At 64.1% G+C, this 15,726-nt stretch carries 12 protein-coding genes; 7 read left to right on the top strand and 5 right to left on the bottom strand.

Annotated features, from left to right (window positions below; genetic code table 11):
* The first annotated feature begins 368 nt into the window (after positions 1-368).
* The 6 genes from argC to AXK11_RS00215 all read left to right on the top strand — a co-directional run bounded on the left by argC (position 369) and on the right by AXK11_RS00215 (position 8,176).
* The gene (argC, locus tag AXK11_RS00240; RefSeq protein WP_068628167.1) at positions 369-1,460 is read left to right on the top strand and encodes an N-acetyl-gamma-glutamyl-phosphate reductase; all 1,092 of its coding nucleotides are present in this window, start codon (positions 369-371) and stop codon (positions 1,458-1,460) included.
* Positions 1,461-1,520: 60 nt separating this feature from the next.
* Entirely contained in the window at positions 1,521-2,858 is a 1,338-nt protein-coding gene (locus AXK11_RS00235; protein ID WP_068628165.1) for a bifunctional ornithine acetyltransferase/N-acetylglutamate synthase, read from the top strand.
* Positions 2,859-3,211: 353 nt separating this feature from the next.
* A complete protein-coding gene (gene argB / locus AXK11_RS00230; protein WP_231865703.1) occupies positions 3,212-4,096 on the top strand; it encodes an acetylglutamate kinase in 885 nt (294 codons plus the stop codon).
* A 58-nt stretch (positions 4,097-4,154) separates the two neighbouring features.
* Positions 4,155-5,378, top strand: a complete 1,224-nt coding sequence (locus tag AXK11_RS00225; protein WP_068628163.1) for an aspartate aminotransferase family protein — start codon at positions 4,155-4,157, stop codon at positions 5,376-5,378.
* 459 nt (positions 5,379-5,837) lie between these two features.
* Positions 5,838-6,875, top strand: coding sequence for an ornithine carbamoyltransferase (gene argF / locus AXK11_RS00220; RefSeq protein WP_068628161.1), 1,038 nt, complete (start codon positions 5,838-5,840; stop codon positions 6,873-6,875).
* An 80-nt stretch (positions 6,876-6,955) separates the two neighbouring features.
* Positions 6,956-8,176, top strand: coding sequence for an argininosuccinate synthase (locus AXK11_RS00215; protein ID WP_068628159.1), 1,221 nt, complete (start codon positions 6,956-6,958; stop codon positions 8,174-8,176).
* 174 nt (positions 8,177-8,350) lie between these two features.
* Here AXK11_RS00215 and AXK11_RS00210 read toward each other — a convergent pair whose 3' ends face one another.
* The 4 genes from AXK11_RS00210 to AXK11_RS00195 are packed head-to-tail and all read right to left on the bottom strand — an operon-like array spanning position 8,351 to position 12,727.
* Positions 8,351-9,343 carry an MlaD family protein gene (locus AXK11_RS00210; RefSeq protein WP_068628157.1) on the bottom strand — a complete coding sequence of 331 codons (993 nt, stop codon included), beginning with the start codon at positions 9,341-9,343 and terminating at the stop codon, positions 8,351-8,353.
* Entirely contained in the window at positions 9,340-10,281 is a 942-nt protein-coding gene (locus AXK11_RS00205) for an ABC transporter ATP-binding protein (protein WP_082780696.1), read from the bottom strand. The genes AXK11_RS00210 and AXK11_RS00205 overlap by 4 nt, the downstream gene beginning before the upstream one ends.
* Before the next feature lie 2 nt (positions 10,282-10,283).
* On the bottom strand, positions 10,284-11,036 hold the full coding sequence (locus tag AXK11_RS00200; RefSeq protein WP_082780695.1) for an MlaE family ABC transporter permease: 753 nt from the start codon (positions 11,034-11,036) through the stop codon (positions 10,284-10,286).
* Positions 11,033-12,727, bottom strand: a complete 1,695-nt coding sequence (locus tag AXK11_RS00195; protein ID WP_068628155.1) for a hypothetical protein — start codon at positions 12,725-12,727, stop codon at positions 11,033-11,035. The genes AXK11_RS00200 and AXK11_RS00195 overlap by 4 nt, the downstream gene beginning before the upstream one ends.
* Before the next feature lie 67 nt (positions 12,728-12,794).
* Here AXK11_RS00195 and AXK11_RS10120 point away from each other — a divergent pair, with 67 nt between their 5' ends.
* Complete coding sequence (locus tag AXK11_RS10120; protein WP_269446586.1) at positions 12,795-13,526, top strand: RsmD family RNA methyltransferase; 732 nt, start codon at positions 12,795-12,797, stop codon at positions 13,524-13,526.
* Positions 13,527-13,963: 437 nt separating this feature from the next.
* Here the strand turns inward: AXK11_RS10120 and AXK11_RS09945 are convergent, their stop codons facing one another.
* Entirely contained in the window at positions 13,964-14,698 is a 735-nt protein-coding gene (locus AXK11_RS09945; RefSeq protein WP_269446585.1) for an autotransporter-associated beta strand repeat-containing protein, read from the bottom strand.
* Between the last annotated feature and the right edge of the window lie 1,028 nt (positions 14,699-15,726).

The following is a 15,726-nucleotide window of genomic DNA, read 5'->3' as shown; positions in this document are numbered from 1 at the left end:
TGCCGCGTGCGCTTCGCGCCCGAATGAAATCGCAAATTTAAAGGGCTCCTCCCAGTCGCGTTGCGACAGGGAATGAGGCCTCAAATGCGGATGGAGCGGAAACCCATTTGGGCGCGGCGAAAAAGTTTACGGGTTAAACTCCCACCTGAGCTCCGGTCAGGGAGTTCATTCAACTGTGCGGCTTGCTCGTCGAGCGGAACGCCCGACAGGCAAACGGCACAGTAAATGGAAGTGGCGCCCCGCCACCGCCCCACGCGTAGTGGAGGAGGAGAGCCGTGCATTGGCCGTGATGGCGATTATTGTCAGCGCGTGCGCGGTGCTTTACTCGTGACAGGGGGCGGGGGTGGGGGCTGACTGCTGCGCCTATGATGAAGGTCGGTGTTGTTGGCGCATCGGGGTACACGGGCGAGTTGCTCGTGCAGCTCCTCATTAGGCATCCGGCGGTCGAGCTGGCGGTGGTGACTTCGCGCGCGCATGCGGGCAAGCCGCTCTCGGCGGTCATCCCGATGCTTCGCGGCGCGGATCGCGGCCTGGTCTTTGTGGACTCGGATCCGGCCGCACTGGCGGCGAGTGATTGCGCACTGTTTTTCCTCGCGCTGCCTCACGGCGCGGCGGCGACGTACGCGCGTGCGCTGGTCGCGGCGGGCAAGCGGGTGATCGACCTTTCGGCGGATTTTCGCATCGCGGATCTGGAGACTTACACGCGCTACTACGGCGAGCATCAGGCGCCCGAGTTGTTGCCGCATGCGCGCTATGTGTTGCCGGAAATCACGGCTCCGAGCTGGCGCGCGCAGGCAAAGCTCGTCGCTGCGCCCGGGTGCTACCCGACGAGCATCCTTGTGCCGCTGGTGCCGCTGCTGCGCGCGGGCCTGGTCTCGCGCGAGCATATCGTCGCCAACTCGTTTAGCGGCGTGAGCGGTGCGGGGAAAAAGGCGGAGGAGGCGTATCTGTATGTTGAGCGCGCGGAGAGCGCCAAGGCCTATGGGCTCACGTCGCACCGCCACCTGGCGGAGATTGAGGAGCAGTTGTCGCTGGCGGTGAGTGAGTGGGAGGCGGCTCTGGCCAGCCGCGCGGCTGACGCGCGACCCGCGCAGGCGCACAAAACGGGGCAGCCTTTGGCCATCCAGTTTAACCCGCACCTCGCGCCGATGCGCCGGGGGATTGCGACCACGATCACTGTGCCCGCCGCGCCAGGCGCGAGCCTCGATGCGCTGCGTGCGGTCTGGGCGGCGGCGTACGCCGAGGCGCCTTTTGTGCAGCTCCTCGCCGAGGGGCAGACGCCGGATACGGCGCACGTGGTCGGGACCAACCGGATCGATATCGCGGCGGCCTACGATCCGCGCACGCGCAACTTTGTCCTCACTTCGGCGGAGGATAACTTGCTCAAGGGCGCCGGCGGTCAGGCCGTGCAAATCATGAACCTGTGGTGCGGTTTTGCGGAGACGGCGGGGCTGGCGTAAGCGCAACTGCCCCGCTTCATCTCAACTGCGCTCCGCTGCCGCCGCTTTCTATTTTTCACCATGCCGAGTACCGCCCTCTGTTTTTCGTCGCGCGCCGAGCATCGCCAGTGGCTGGCGACGCAGGCGGCCTTGCCCGCTGGCTTTCGCGTGGGCACGGCCCGCTTTGGCTTCACTCCGCGCGAGGTGCCCAAGCCTGCGGAGATGACGCTGAGCCTGATCGCGCTCGATGAGCCCACGCCGGACTTTGCGGCGGTGTTTACGCGCAGCGCCTTTCCGGGCGCGCCGGTGTTGATCGGGCGTGATCGGCTCGCGGAGCCGCAGCTCGGGGCGATCCTCGTTAACAACAAAATCTCCAACGTGTGTGCGCCCGACGGCCGTGCCGCCTCCGAGGCGGTGTGTACCCGCGCGGGCGAGCTGCTCGGGCTGCCGTCAACCGCGGTGCTGCCTTCGTCGACGGGCGTGATCGGCTGGTCGCTGCCGGTGGAGGAGATGCTCGCCGCGCTGCCCGCGGCTGCGGCGGCGTTGCAGGCGGAGTCGATCTTGCCCGCGGCGGAGGGCATCGTGACTACCGACCTGTATCCGAAAGTGCGCGCGGCTGCGGTCGGCTCGGGCCGCATCGTCGGCATCGCCAAGGGCGCGGGAATGCTTGAGCCCAACCTCGCCACGATGCTGGTGTACCTGTTAACCGACGTTGCGGTGCCGCGCGAAGTGCTGCGCGCGATGCTGCGCCGCGCGGTCGAGCCCAGCTTCAACAGCATCAGCATCGATAGTGATACGAGCACCTCGGACACCGTGGCGCTCGTGTCATCGGGCCGCGTGCCCTGCGCGGATCTCGGCGCATTCGAGGCCGCGCTCGCGCAGGTGTGCGCCGACTTGGCCGAAGACGTGGTGCGCAATGGCGAGGGCGTGCGCCACGTGATTCGCGTCGCAGTCGGTGGTGCGGCGAATGCCGCAGAGGCGCGCGCGCTGGGAAAGGTGATCGTCAATGCGCCGCTCTTTAAATGCGCAGTGGCGGGTAACGACCCCAACGTGGGCCGCCTCATCCAGGCGATGGGCAAGTGGGCCCCGCCCGGCTCATCTGCTGGCGCTCTCGCCGCTGGCGCGGAATCGCTGTCGAGGCTGCGGCTGAAGATGGGCGGCGTGGAGATTTTTTCGAACGGTGTGTTCCAGCTCGATCCGCAAAAGGAGGCCTCACTCGTCGCGCATCTAAAGTCGGCGGAGCTCTACGAGAGCCGCCCTTCCACGGATGGAGTCTACCGCGCGGCGGTGGACTACCCGCCGCACGAGCGCTGCGTAGAGATTGAGATCGAGCTGAGCTCGGGCAGCGGACGCGCCGTCGTTCTCGGCGGCGACCTCACACACGAATACGTCAGCGAAAACGCCGACTACCGTAGCTGAGCGGCCTCCCACTGCGCGTGGGGCGGGGGACGGTGTCCCCTGCCATTTACTGTGCGGTTTGCGTGTTGGGCGTTTCGCCCAACACGCAAACCGCACAGTTGGAAACTCCCGACCTCTGGTCGCGGTCGAAGACCGTGTCGCATTGCGACAGGGAGGCTCCTTTCATGGTTTTGTTTTCGCTTCTGCGCTGCAGCGCAGAGCGAAAACAAAACCTGAATGGCAAGTGGCGCCTCGCCACCGCCCCACGCGCAGTGGGCCCGCACTTCGCGTAGTAGAATAGTATGGAAAAGTGAGCGGGCGGGCGGCACTGTCCGCGCCCTTTTCTCCAACCGCCCTCCTATCTTTTACAGACATTGATCAACGTCGCTGAAATCACCGCCAAGGCGAAGGTGCTCCTGGAAGCACTGCCCTACATCCAAGGGTTTCGAGGCTCCACCTTTGTCGTCAAATATGGCGGCAGCTTCATGGACGATCCCGATCCGGGCGTGCGCCAGAGCGTGGCATACGACATCGCGTTTCTGGCGGCTGTGGGGATCAACGTCGTGGTCGTCCACGGTGGCGGAAAGGCGATCACGCGTGCGATGGCCGAGTCGGGCCTGGAGACGCAGTTTATCAACGGCCTGCGCGTGACGACCGAGGCGGCGGTCACCGTGGTGAAGCACACGCTCGACGCGGTCGTGAACAAAGGCGTGTGCGAGGCGATCGCTGCGGCGGGCGGGCGGCCCCGCGGGCTGCCGGGCGACAGCGTCCTGGTTTGCGAAAAACTGCTCACCGACGAGGAGGGCACACCGGTCGATCTTGGCTTCGTGGGCGACGTCACCGAGGTGAAGGCCAAGCTGATCAAGAAGGCGATTTCCGAGGGATTCGTCCCCGTGATCTCGCCGGTCGCACTCGGCCACGACGGCAAGCCCTACAACGTCAATGCCGACCTCGTCGCCGCCCGCGTGGCGAGCGTCCTGCGCGCGCGCCGCCTCGTGTTTATGAGTGATGTGCCCGGCCTCCTGGCCGATCCGGCCAACCCGGAGTCGCTCATCTCGACCCTCAAGGTCAGCCAGGTCGACAAGCTCAAAAAGCGCGGCGTGATCGGCAAAGGCATGCTGCCCAAGGTACACAGCGCGATGCGCGCGCTGCACGAAGGCGTGCGCCGCGTGCACTTCGTCGATGGGCGGCTGCCGCACAGCATCCTTCTCGAGATTTTCACCGACGAGGGCATCGGCACCGAGATCGTCCACGGGTAGTTTTCCCGCCCCTTCTGCCTTCCCTCCTCCGCCCGACCTCTCTGCTTGCGAAACGAAGATGACTGCCCAGCCCGACATTTCCCGCGCCGACACTGCCGCGCTCTACGACGCGCACGTCCTCAAAAACTACGCGCGCGCCGCGATCACGCTGGTGCGCGGGAGCGGCTGCCGCGCCTGGGATGACGAGGGCCGCAGCTACCTCGACTTCAGCTCCGGCGTGGCCGTGTCGTCGCTCGGCCACTGCCACCCGCATTGGGTCGCCGCGATCCGGCGGCAGGCCGGTGAGCTCGTCCACACGAGCAACCTTTATCGCCACCCCAATCAGGGCGAGCTTGCGCGCCGCCTCGCGGGCTACGCGGGGCCGGGCCGCCTGTTTTTTTGCAACAGCGGGGGCGAGGCCGACGAAGCACTCATCAAGCTGTCGCGGCTGTACGGCGTCGCCAAAGCGGGCGGCACGGAGGGCCAGTGCTTCAAGGTGATCACCGCTCGCGGCGGTTTTCACGGCCGGATGTTTGGCGGCATGAGCGCGACCGCGCAGGAGAAGATCCAGAAAGGCTTTCGCCCGCTCGTCCCGGGCTTTGCCGTGGCCGAGCTCAACGACCTCGACAGCTTCGCTGCGCAGATGGACGAGAGCACCAGCGCCGTCCTCCTCGAAACCATCCAGGGCGAGTCGGGGATCAACCCCTGCACGCCGCAGTTTCTGGTCGGCCTGCGCAAGCTGTGCGACGAGCGCGGCATCCTGCTGCTGCTCGACGAAGTGCAGTGCGGGCTCGGGCGCACAGGCACGTTTTACGCGTTTGAGGCGGCGGGCATCCGGCCCGACGCCATCGCGATGGCCAAGGGCCTCGGTGGAGGTTTCCCCATCGGGGCGGTGTGGATCGCCGAGCGTTTCTCCGAACTGTTTACGCCGGGCACGCACGGGAGCACCTTTGGCGGGACGCCGCTCGCGTGTGCCGCCGGGCTGGCCGTCCTCGACGTGATCGAGCGCGAAGGGCTGCTCGCCAAAGTGCGCGAGCAGGGCGCCGAATGGCTCGCCGAGCTCAGCGCGCTGGTGGCCGAGTTTCCCCAAAAACTCGCGGACGTGCGCGGTCGCGGCTACCTCGTCGGCCTACAATTCGCGGTCGATTCGGCGCCTTATGTCGCGGGCCTTCGCGAGCGCGGGCTGCTCGTCGTGCCCGCTGGCGGTAACGTGATCCGCGTGCTGCCACCGCTGATCGCGACGCGAGCCGAGCTCGCCGAGTCCGTGCAGATCCTGCGCGAGACGCTGCGCGCGCTGGGCTGAGTTTTCGTAAGGATCGCCACTGCGCGTGGTGCGGCAGGCAGTGCCTGCTCCCATTTACTGTGCGGTTTGCGTGTTGGGCGAAACGCCCAACACGCAAACCGCACAGTTGGGAACACCCGACCAAAGGTCAGAGGTGAGATTAACCCATTTGGGCGATTTTTTGAGTTAACGAGTAAACGCTTATTGGACGAGGCCCCAGCGAGGCCGCGCCCAATAAGTCGGTCGAAGACCGTGTCGCAACGAGACTGGGAGGCTCCTTTTTATGGTTTTGTTTTCGCTTCTGCGCCGCAGCGCAGAGCGAGAACAAAACCTGAATGGCAAGTGGCGCCCCGCCCCCGCCCCACGCGCAGTGGAGTCTTCGACCTCTTGGTGCGCATCCTTCGTGTTAAAACTGTAGGGCGCGGGGCTGAATTCACTGGTCGGTAAAACTAAAAGCCCTTTCGCTCACTGTTTCTGCTGATGAGACATTTTTTGAAAGAGACCGATTTTAGTGCGGAGGAGCTTCCCGCTGTTTTTTCCCTCGCGCAGCAACTCAAGCAGTCGAGAGCCGCTCTTTTTGGCGCGGGCTCGTCGGCCCGTGTTGCGCCCGAGTTTCGGCAGCTCAACGCCCAGTCCTGGGGGATGATTTTTGCAAAATCGAGCACGCGCACCCGCGTGTCCTTCGAGGTCGGAATTCAGGAGCTCGGCGGGTATCCGATTTTTTTGAGTAAGGGTGATATCCAGCTCGGCCGCGGTGAGACGGTCGCCGACACCGCGCGCGTGCTCTCGCGCTACCTGCATGGGCTGATCGTGCGCACCTACGCGCATGCCGAGCTCGAAGAACTCGCCGCCCACGCATCGATGCCAGTCGTCAACGCGCTGACGGATTTCCTGCACCCCTGCCAGATTTACGCCGATCTGTTTACGCTGGCGGAAAAGTGGACGGCGAAAACGGGCGGCAACAACCACAGCGGTGGCGGAGCGGCGGGCACCGTGATCGGCGAGTCGCTCGTCGCCTCGCTGCGCGGGCGCAAGCTCGCTTACCTGGGCGATTGCAGCTTCAACATGGCCAACTCGTGGATCCTCGGTGGCGCGCTTTTCGGCATGCAGATCGTGCTCGCCGGCCCAGCGGATTTCGGCCCGGGCCCGCAGATCGATGCACTCCTCGCCGAGGCAGGTTTGCCGAAAAACTACGTCTTCACCAGTGATGCGCGCGAAGCCGTGCGCGAAGCCGATGCCGTCTACACTGACGTGTGGGCCAGCATGGGGCAGGAGGACGAAGCGCGCGAGCGGCGGCGCCTGATGGAGCCCTACGCGGTGACGCGCGAGCTCTTCGCGGCGGCGCGGCCCGATGCGTTTTTCATGCACTGCCTCCCTGCGCACGCGGGCGAGGAAGTCGAGCAAGCCGTCCTCGACGACCCGCGCTCGATCATCTTCGACGAAGCCGAGAACCGGCTGCATATCCAGAAGGCCATCATGGCGACCTTGTGCGCCTCAGCCGCTGCCGGTCACGCGTGATCGCGGCAGGTGCGCGCCTGCCGCTTTCGTTTCTCCCAAAAAAACTCTCTCTTCCCCCCCCCAACCAATTCCCAAAACCTATGAAAATCGTCCTCGCCTACTCGGGTGGTCTCGACACCTCGGTCATCGTCAAGTGGCTCCGCGAAACCTACGACGCGGAGATCGTCACCTTCGCCGCTGACCTCGGCCAAGAAGAGGAGCTAAAAGGGCTCGCGCAAAAAGCGCGCAAGACCGGTGCCGCCAAGCACTACACGCTGAACCTCGTCGAGGAGTTCGCTCGCGACTACATCTACCCGATGCTGCGGGCCAACGCCATTTACGAAGGCCAGTACTACCTCGGCACCTCGATCGCCCGCCCGCTGATCGCCAAGGCGCAGGTCGATATCGCCAGAAAAGAAAAGGCCGACACCGTCGCTCACGGCGCGACTGGCAAGGGCAACGACCAGTGCCGCTTCGAGCTCAGCTACATGGCGCTCGCCCCACAGCTCGCGATCATCGCGCCCTGGAAAATCGAGGCCTACCGCGACGCCTTCCCCGGCCGCGCGGAGATGATCGCCTACTGCCGCAAGCACAAGATCCCCGTCGAAGCCTCGCTCAAGAAACCCTACTCGATGGATCGCAACCTCCTCCACATTTCCTACGAGGCCGGGATCCTGGAAGACCCCTGGTTCGACCCCACGACCAAGGAAAACAAAGCCATGTTCAAGCTCTCGGTCTCGCCCGAAGACGCGCCCGACAAGCCCGAGTACCTGGAGCTCGAGTTCGCCAAAGGCGATTGCGTCGCCGTGAACGGCAAAAAACTGAGCCCCGGCGGCGTCCTGAAAGCGCTTAACAAACTCGGCGGCAAGCACGGCATCGGCCGCGTGGATCTGGTCGAAAACCGCTTCGTCGGCATGAAGTCGCGCGGCGTCTACGAGACCCCGGGCGGCACGATCCTCATGCACGCGCACCGGCAGGTCGAGTCGCTCACCATGGACCGCGAAGTCATGCACCTGCGCGACTCGCTGATCCCCAAGTACGCCGAGCTGATCTACAACGGCTTCTGGTTCGCGCCCGAGCGCGAAGCCCTGCAAGCGCTGATCGACAACACCCAGCGCTACGTGACCGGCACCGTCCGGCTGAAACTCTACAAGGGCAACATCATCACCTGTGGCCGCCGCTCGAAGTACTCCCTGTACGACGAAAACATCGCCTCCATGGAAGGCGTGGAAAGCTGGTACAACCAGGACGACGCCACCGGCTTCATCCGGCTAAACGGCCTGCGCCTGCGCGCCCGCCACCTCGCCAAACAAACGTCGTAGCCCGCCCGGGGCTCCCCGGCGCCTGCCCGGCTGCTCCCATTCTTGGGCAGCGGCCGACCACTCCTGAGTTTTGGGCGGGGTTGTCTGGTGGTGTGCGGCAAGGCAAGCGGGGACTTGCAGAGTGGCTTGGGCGCACGGCTCCTGTGCTCCGGCTTATTTGGCCGCTGCTCCTTTCTAGAACAGGGCGTTGGCGACGGCGCCGACGGCGCTGATCGGGCCGGAGTCGCTCATGCTGCCCAGGGCGCGATCGGCTTTTTGCAGGGTGGCTTGCGCGTCGGTGTAGAGGCTGTCGTCCTGGATGAGTTTGCCGAGCGTGCCTTCGCCTTTGGCGAGTTTCTCGGAGACTTGGGCGAAGTTGGCGGTGATGGCTTTTAGGTCGTCGCTGGTCTTCTGGTCGTAGAGGAGTGTGCCGAGTGTGCCTTGGCCGCTTTTCACGTGTGCGACGAGTTCCTGAGCGTCGCCGACGAAGCCGCTGGCCTGGGACGCGGCGGCTTTGATCTGGGTGAGGGTGGCGAGCAGTTCGTCGTAGACTTTGGGGTCGTTGACGAGTTTGCCGAGCGTGCCCTGGCCCTGGTTTACCTTGTTGGTGATGTCCTCCAGGTTGCTCATCACGGTGTCGATCTTGCTGCTGTTTTCGCTGAGCAGGTGGTTGAGCCGGTCAAAGAGGCTGGGCTCGCCGCCGCGGCCCTGGAAGACGCTGCCGATGGAGCCGAGCGTGTCTTCGAGTTTTTCGCCGAGCTCGCTGAGCTGGGTCATGACGGTGCCGAGGTCGGCCGATTCGTAGGTGACGATCTCGCCGCCGGGGGCGAGTGGCGCGCGGCTGGGCGTGCCGAGGGAGATCGACACGTAGTTGGTGCCGAGCAGGCCGGAGCTGGTGATCGTCGCGCGGGCGTCGCTGGGGATGGTGACTTTCTTGTCAATGCGCAGGATGGCTTCGACGCGGTGTCCGGCGAGCTGGGTGGTCTCTACGGAGCCGATGCGCACGCCGGCCATGCGGATGTCGTCGCCTTGCTTGAGGGATTTCAGGTTCTGGAATCCGGCGACGAGCGGGTAGCCCGTCTTGCTGAGCGAGGACTTGCTGTCGAGGGCTTCGTGGGTGACCCAGATGAGGGCGAGGCCGAGCAGGAAGAGGAGGCCGACGCGGGCACTGTGTTGGGCGGTGTTCATGATGGTTGGTTGGGTTCCAGTTTCTTGAAGCGGGGAGCGCTGAGGTCGATGCGCGGGTTGAGAAAGTCGGTAATACGCGGGTCGGTGCTGCGGCGCAGCTCGGCGGGCGTGGTGGTGGTGATGAGCTCGCCGCCCATGAGGATGCCGACGCGGTCGGCGATGCCGAGGGCGAGGTCGCGGTCGTGCGAGACTACGACACTGGTCACGCGGTAGTGGGTTTTGAGGGTCGCGATGATTTCGCTGATCGTCGCGGACATGACGGGGTCGAGCTCGGAGGTGGGTTCGTCGTAGAGCAGCAGTTGCGGCTCCATGACGAGGGCGCGTGCGATGGCGACGCGCTTGCGCATGCCGCCGGAGAGCTCGGCGGGGGACTTCCGCGCGGCGCTTTCGAGCGAGAGGATTTGCAGCGCGCGCATGACTTTCTCGCGGATTTGCGCTTCGGTGCCGAGGCGGTGCTCGCGCAGGTAGAGCGCGAGGTTGTCGTAAACGGAGAGCGAGTTGAAGAGCGCGCCTGCCTGGAAAACGAGGGCCATGTGCACCGCGCGGCGGGTGGCGGGATCGGCGGCGTCGCGGCCGGCGACGAGGACGCGGCCCGCACTGGGGGCTTCGAGGCCGACGACGTGCTTGAGGAGCACGCTCTTGCCCGAGCCGCTGGGGCCCATGAGGACGAAAATCTCGCCGGGCTCGATATCGAGGGAGATGTCGCGCAGGACGGGTTGCTCGCCGAAGCGTTTGCTCAGGCCCTCGAAGCGGATGCCGACCGCGCGGTCGGCGGCGCTCGCGGCGGATGCGTTGGCTGCGGCATCGGCGCGGTCGGCCGCGCTGCTGGGCCGGGCGGCTCGACTGGCGGCGGTGGCGGGGGAGTGGGGCGCGTCGCTGCGCGGCAGGTCGCTCGCGGGCGCTTTGTCGCCCTGGGGCTGCGGTTGGGGCTGCGGCATTTTTAGATCAGGGCTTTGGTGACGAAGTAGTCGAGGACGAGGATCAGGATGAGCGAGGTGACGACGGCCTTGGTGACCGAGGCGCCGATCTCGCGCGGGCCACCGCGGGTGCGCAGCCCGATGCTGCAAGAGACCAGGACGATCACGAAGCCGAAGATCTCGGCCTTCAGCAGGCCGCTCCACATGTCGCGAAAGTCGGTGTAGCGGCGCAGCGTCTCGAAGTACTTTTCCGGAGCCAGCGAGATGAAGCCCACATACTCGCAGACGAGCGCGCCGCCGAACCAGCCGACGATGATGCCGATCAGCGTGATGATGGGCATCATCACGAGGACGGCGGCCAGGCGCGGGAGGACGAGGATGCGCTCGGGCGGGATGTTCATGGTGACCAGCGCATCCACTTCCTGGTACACCTTCATCGAGGCCAGCTCGGCAGAGATCGCCGAGCCGACGCGGCCCGCGAGGAGGATGGCGACCATCACGGGGCCCAGCTCGCGCGTCATCGAGAGGCCGACGAGCGAGCCGATGAACTCCTTGGTGCCGAAGTTCGACATGCTGTAGCCGCTCTGCAGCGCGAGTACGCCACCGATGAAGAAACTGAGGACGGCGACGATCGGCAGCGTCGTGTAGCCGATCAGGTAGCACTGCTCCGCGAAGCGGCCGAACTGGCGCGGGAGCGTGCGGATCTCGCGCAGCGCATTGAAGAGCAAGACGAGGGTGCTGCCGAGGCCGTCGAGGATTGCAGTGAAGGGGTTCATCGTGGGTTTCGCTGAGGGCTGCTCGCGCGGCGGCTGCCAGTCGCTGACTGCGGCGCCACCTGCGCGGCGGGTGCGAGGCCGTCGGGCGCAGGCGCAGGTGGTGTCGCGTCGGGCTTGGGTGTGGCGGCGACCTTGTCGGGTTTGTGTGAAAAATCGAACAGGAAGAGCCGCCACTTCCGGGTCTGGGCGTTTTTGCGCCAGCCGAGGAGCGGCCCGAAAACGCGCAGCTCGCGTGCCTCACCCCGGCGCTCCCAGGTCACCGCGCGCCAGAGCCACTCGTGGCGCGCCTGGCCCGGCTTGCGTTGGTCGTAGCGGTACAGCGCGAAGAGCGGGTTGTAGATGAGGCGTATCTTCTCGTTGTTGGGGAAAAACACACTCAGCGGGCTGAGGAGCTGCACTTGCGCGTGGCCCGCGCCGTTGTCCCAAGTGCTCAGCAGCGGCCACAGGTGCGTCTTGTGCGCGGCGGGCAGGTCGGGCTGGGCGGCGCTGCGCTGCTGCTCGGAGGCGTACAGGAAAAACAACACCTGGTTCTTCGTGTGCAGGAGCCCTTGGCCCGCCCACTCCTCGTGGCGAAACAGCGGCCAGAGCAGCCAGCGTTTATCGACGCCGCGCCGGACGGAGTGCGTGTAAAATGGCGCCCAGCGGTTGACGTAGTGCTCGGCACCGCGCCCCTGCACGAGCAGCGGCCACAGGTAGCGGCTCTCGCGATAGGTCGGGAGCGGGGCGGCCTGCAGTGTGTAGCCAAAAAAGGGCCACAGGTAGCTCTCGCTGATCGAGCCCGGGCGCTCCTCCCGCGCGTAAAACGGCAGCACACCGAGCGCGTGGCGCGTGGGCGCGCCCGACGCCGGGTCGTAGCGCGTGTTGTTATAGACCAGCGGCCACAGCGCGTACTGCGTGCGATACTCGCCCTGCTTTTCGGCGAAGCCGAAGAGCGGCCACACGGCGAGCCCCCGGTGCCCGTCGCCCGAGCGTTTTTTGAAAATCGGCCACGCGACAGAGTGGGTGACGCGCCCCGCCTTCTCACTGCGCAAGGTCAGCGGGAAGAGGAGCCACTGGAGCGAGTCGTAACCGAAGCGCGACTGGATGTGCCCCGCGATGGGAAACACGGCGCGGTAGCTCGTGGCCGGATCCCCCGTGTCGCGCGACAGGTAGATCGGCCACACATCGAAGCTGCGTTCGCCGCCGTGCGAGTCGGGCGCGGCGTGCGGGGCTGCCGCGCCGCTCTGCGCGGGATGCTGCCCTCGCGAAAAGTTGACCAGATTGAGCAGCGACCAATCCAGCCGCTGCGCACTGCGCCGGTAGGAAAAGAGCGGGTACAGAAACGTGTGCTCCGTGTAGCGCAGCTCTCCCGACTCATCCGTAGCCTCCTGTCGCAGCCACAGCGGGCGCAGGACCGTGTAGTGCTCGCCCGCTCCTGCCGCTCCTGCCGCCCCTCCCGCTGCCGTTTCGCCCTTGGCAAACAGCGGTCCGAAAAACTGCCGCTCGGCCTCCGGCGCGGCGGCTTTTTCGCCCGCCGGCGGCGCCCCTGCCGCCGCGTGGCCCTCCGCTTCTGTTTTCGCTCGCGGTTCCTCAGGCCCTCCTGCCGCGCTGCCCGCTCGCACCTCGCTCGCCCCGCCCGCAGTCGCGCTCAGCATCGTGCACAAGAGCAGTGCGCAGAGCAGCGTCACACGTTGGCTTGGGGGCTTGATCATCAGGGCGGCGAATCGTGCACAGGCTTTCCGGTTTGCCAAGGGAGCACTCGGATTTTGTGGTTTGGGTGTGCGAATCACCGGTGGCCAAGCGCGTGGGATTCCTCTCGCTGTGCCGAGGGGGGCTGCGGTGCGTCCGGCGACGGATGCGCTGCGCCAGGCGCTCTTCTCAAGCCTCGCCGCGCGTGTCTCCGGCGCGCGTTTCCTCGACCTCTTCGCGGGCAGCGGCGCCTACGGCCTGGAGGCGCTCAGCCGCGGCGCGGCAGGCGGACTTTGGGTGGAGAAAAACAAGGCAGCCCTCGCCTGCCTGGAGCGCAATCTCGCGGCGGTGCTAAAGAGCATCAGCACGGCGCGCGCCACCCCCGGGCATCACGCGGATTTGGGCGAAAACATCCCTGATGACCAAACGAGCCGGAATGCTCTTTCCCCGATTTCCATCGATAGCAAAGAAGCGCAGAGACTGTCCGCCCGCCAACGAAGGTTCGGCAAAACAGATGGATCTTCGATCCTGAATGCCGATGTGAACTCCCCACGCTGGGAGCCCGCCGCTGCCGCACTGCGCCCGGACCTCGTTTTTATCGATCCGCCCTACGAAGTGATCCAGGCGATTGCTGCGCCGCTCTTTGCCCGCCTGCATGCCTTGCTCGCCGCGCCAGCCGCATCTCCCGGCCAATCCGATCCGCTCGTCGTTATGGAGCTTCCCGGCGGCCTGGAGCTCAAGCTCGACGGCTGGCACTGCGCCAAACGCCTCGGCGGCAAAGGCCCCCGCCAGCCCTCGCTCGCCCTGTACACCCGCCTTTGAATGCAGACGGCGCACCACCAAGTGCGCCGCAAAATGAAGGGGTCTCTGACCACTACGCGTGGGGCGGCCCTGCGCGGGCGGCGGCAGGCGGTGCCTGCACCCATTCAACTGTGCGGCTTGCGGGCCGTGCGTTCCGCACAACCCGCAAGCCGCACAGTTGAATGGACTTCCTGACCGGAGCTCAGGTGGGAGTTTAACCCGTAAACTTTTTTGCCGTGCCGAAATGGGTTTCCGCTCCATCCGCGATTCAGGCTCCTTCCCCTGTTGCGAAGCAACAGGGAGGAGGTCCCGTTTAATTTGCGATTTTGTTCGGGCGCGAAGCGCACGGGCAAAATCGCAAATTCAATGGCATGTGGCGCCCCGCCACCGCCCCCCGCGCAGGGGTCTTCGACCCTTTCATCTTGCGAGCCGCTCGTTGGCGGCTCGTCAACTTCGACTCATTTTATTTGGCGGCGGGAGACTTCAGCCACACCTGACGAGGCGGCCCGGCCTGCGACCGCGGCGCCTCGCCGATGAGAGGGCCTGCGGCCCCGGCGGACGAGGTACGCGCCCATGCCGAGAGCGCCGAGGAGGGCGCCGTAGGTGGCGGGCTCGGGGGCGGCGAAGGGCACGATTTCCCAGTGACTGGTATTGTAGTCGCGCAGCTTGGCGCCCGGGTCCCAGCCCTCGAACCAGATTCGGGAGAGCGCCGCCGAGTTGGGCGCGAAGGCGCGGCTTACGAGGAAGTAGTCGGAAAACTCGATCCAGTTGCGGATAAACAGCGTATCGTCCGCAGTCGGCAGCAGCACTTGCGTGGTCTCCAGAACATTGGGCACCGCGAGCGTTCCGCCCGCAAAGTTGATTACGCCCTGACCATCCGCCTGAAGCGTGTGGATCTTTTCCGTAAGCCCCACACCGCCCGCACCATTAAACGTAAAAGTAGCCTTCCGGATTAATGTGACTTTGGCCGTATCCTCAATTTGGTGACTTCCAGAAATCTGGAGGTTTGCTTGTTCGACGATTACATTACGAACGGCTGTGGCTTTGGGCTGCTTCATCAGCTCCAGTGTGCCGGATTGTACATAGGTATTGCCCGTATAGGTATTGGGTTGAGAGCCCTCCATGCGTAGTAACCCGGGCCCTGATTTGATTAGCTCCTTTCCAGTGCCGGAAATTACTGCGCTTACGGCCATCCAGGATTCGCTATTGTTATAAGTGTTAGGGTCACTATAGATGTGAAAGAAGTAGCGATCTTGTGCTGTCGTAATTGTCCCATTCGATATTTGTCTCCAGCCTCCCTGTCCTCTTCCTGTGAGAATACCACCACTAAAAATAGAGAGCGAGTGTCCTGATAGGTTCAGGTTATGAGGGCCACGGAATTGGAGAGAGTTAATCAGTCTGTCAGCCGTTAAAACCTGCCCATTACTGAGCCATATGTTTAGGGAGTTTGAATTCCATCCCTGCTGTGCGGTATTGGAGCCATAAAGTGGCTTTATTTTCCATCGCCCCCCTTGGAGAACAGCAGTAGAGAAATAATACCCGTATGGTATCACGGGATTTTCAAGCCCAGACTGAGTCGCAGAGTAAGGCATTACACTATTCACCATGTCCGGGGCATTTTTAAATACCAAATTGGTGTACAGGCCTCCGGGGAGTATCTCATCAAAAACGGCTTCATTAGCTAAAAGTGTTGCTTGTGGGCTTTCCCTGATCAGGGAGTTTGCCGAAAATTCACTATGGTCGTCCCAAAGGAACGAGTACATCGTTGAATTGTCTACATAAACCACATTAAAGCCAGAAACGAGCACTATGTTACCACTGCGATTCGAAGAGCCATAAAAACCATCGTACATCTGTAACGTACTTGAGTGAAGGTAGATCGAAGCGTTTTCGGAAATCTGTCCCGGGCGTTGTATGAGTAATTTACCCCATTTTAATCTTATAGTATTAGCATTGGACAGGTTATAGCTATATGCTCCGGTAAGGCTCCCGACGACGCCCTCGAAACTCACTGAGCCATAGATATGGCTCCAATTCCCTTGCAGTTGAGCGGTCCCTAGTCCATCTGATTTGAATACAAGATCGTCGTTAGGGAGAGACGTGAAGGTATGAATTGCCCCATCGGGGATATAAAAAATCGTTTGTGCCTCGCTCTGTATAACCCAAGTCCCGCCAAATATAAATACAATCAGGGTCGTTACTAGAAAACGGCTACACAGCC

The sequence above is a fragment of the Cephaloticoccus primus genome (genome assembly GCF_001580015.1).
Taxonomy (GTDB): domain Bacteria; phylum Verrucomicrobiota; class Verrucomicrobiia; order Opitutales; family Opitutaceae; genus Cephaloticoccus; species Cephaloticoccus primus.
This window is presented reverse-complemented; position numbering and strand designations above follow the sequence as displayed.

Bases quoted from the DNA above. Each gene is read 5' to 3' on its own strand.
- argC (WP_068628167.1), top strand. From the start codon at position 369: ATGAAGGTCGGTGTTGTTGGCGCATCGGGGTACACGGGCGAGTTGCTC.
- AXK11_RS00235 (WP_068628165.1), top strand. From the start codon at position 1,521: ATGCCGAGTACCGCCCTCTGTTTTTCGTCGCGCGCCGAGCATCGCCAG.
- AXK11_RS00225 (WP_068628163.1), top strand. From the start codon at position 4,155: ATGACTGCCCAGCCCGACATTTCCCGCGCCGACACTGCCGCGCTCTAC.
- argF (WP_068628161.1), top strand. From the start codon at position 5,838: ATGAGACATTTTTTGAAAGAGACCGATTTTAGTGCGGAGGAGCTTCCC.
- AXK11_RS00215 (WP_068628159.1), top strand. From the start codon at position 6,956: ATGAAAATCGTCCTCGCCTACTCGGGTGGTCTCGACACCTCGGTCATC.
- AXK11_RS00210 (WP_068628157.1), bottom strand. From the start codon at position 9,343: ATGAACACCGCCCAACACAGTGCCCGCGTCGGCCTCCTCTTCCTGCTC.
- AXK11_RS00205 (WP_082780696.1), bottom strand. From the start codon at position 10,281: ATGCCGCAGCCCCAACCGCAGCCCCAGGGCGACAAAGCGCCCGCGAGC.
- AXK11_RS00200 (WP_082780695.1), bottom strand. From the start codon at position 11,036: ATGAACCCCTTCACTGCAATCCTCGACGGCCTCGGCAGCACCCTCGTC.
- AXK11_RS00195 (WP_068628155.1), bottom strand. From the start codon at position 12,727: ATGATCAAGCCCCCAAGCCAACGTGTGACGCTGCTCTGCGCACTGCTC.
- AXK11_RS09945 (WP_269446585.1), bottom strand. From the start codon at position 14,698: ATGGCCGTAAGCGCAGTAATTTCCGGCACTGGAAAGGAGCTAATCAAA.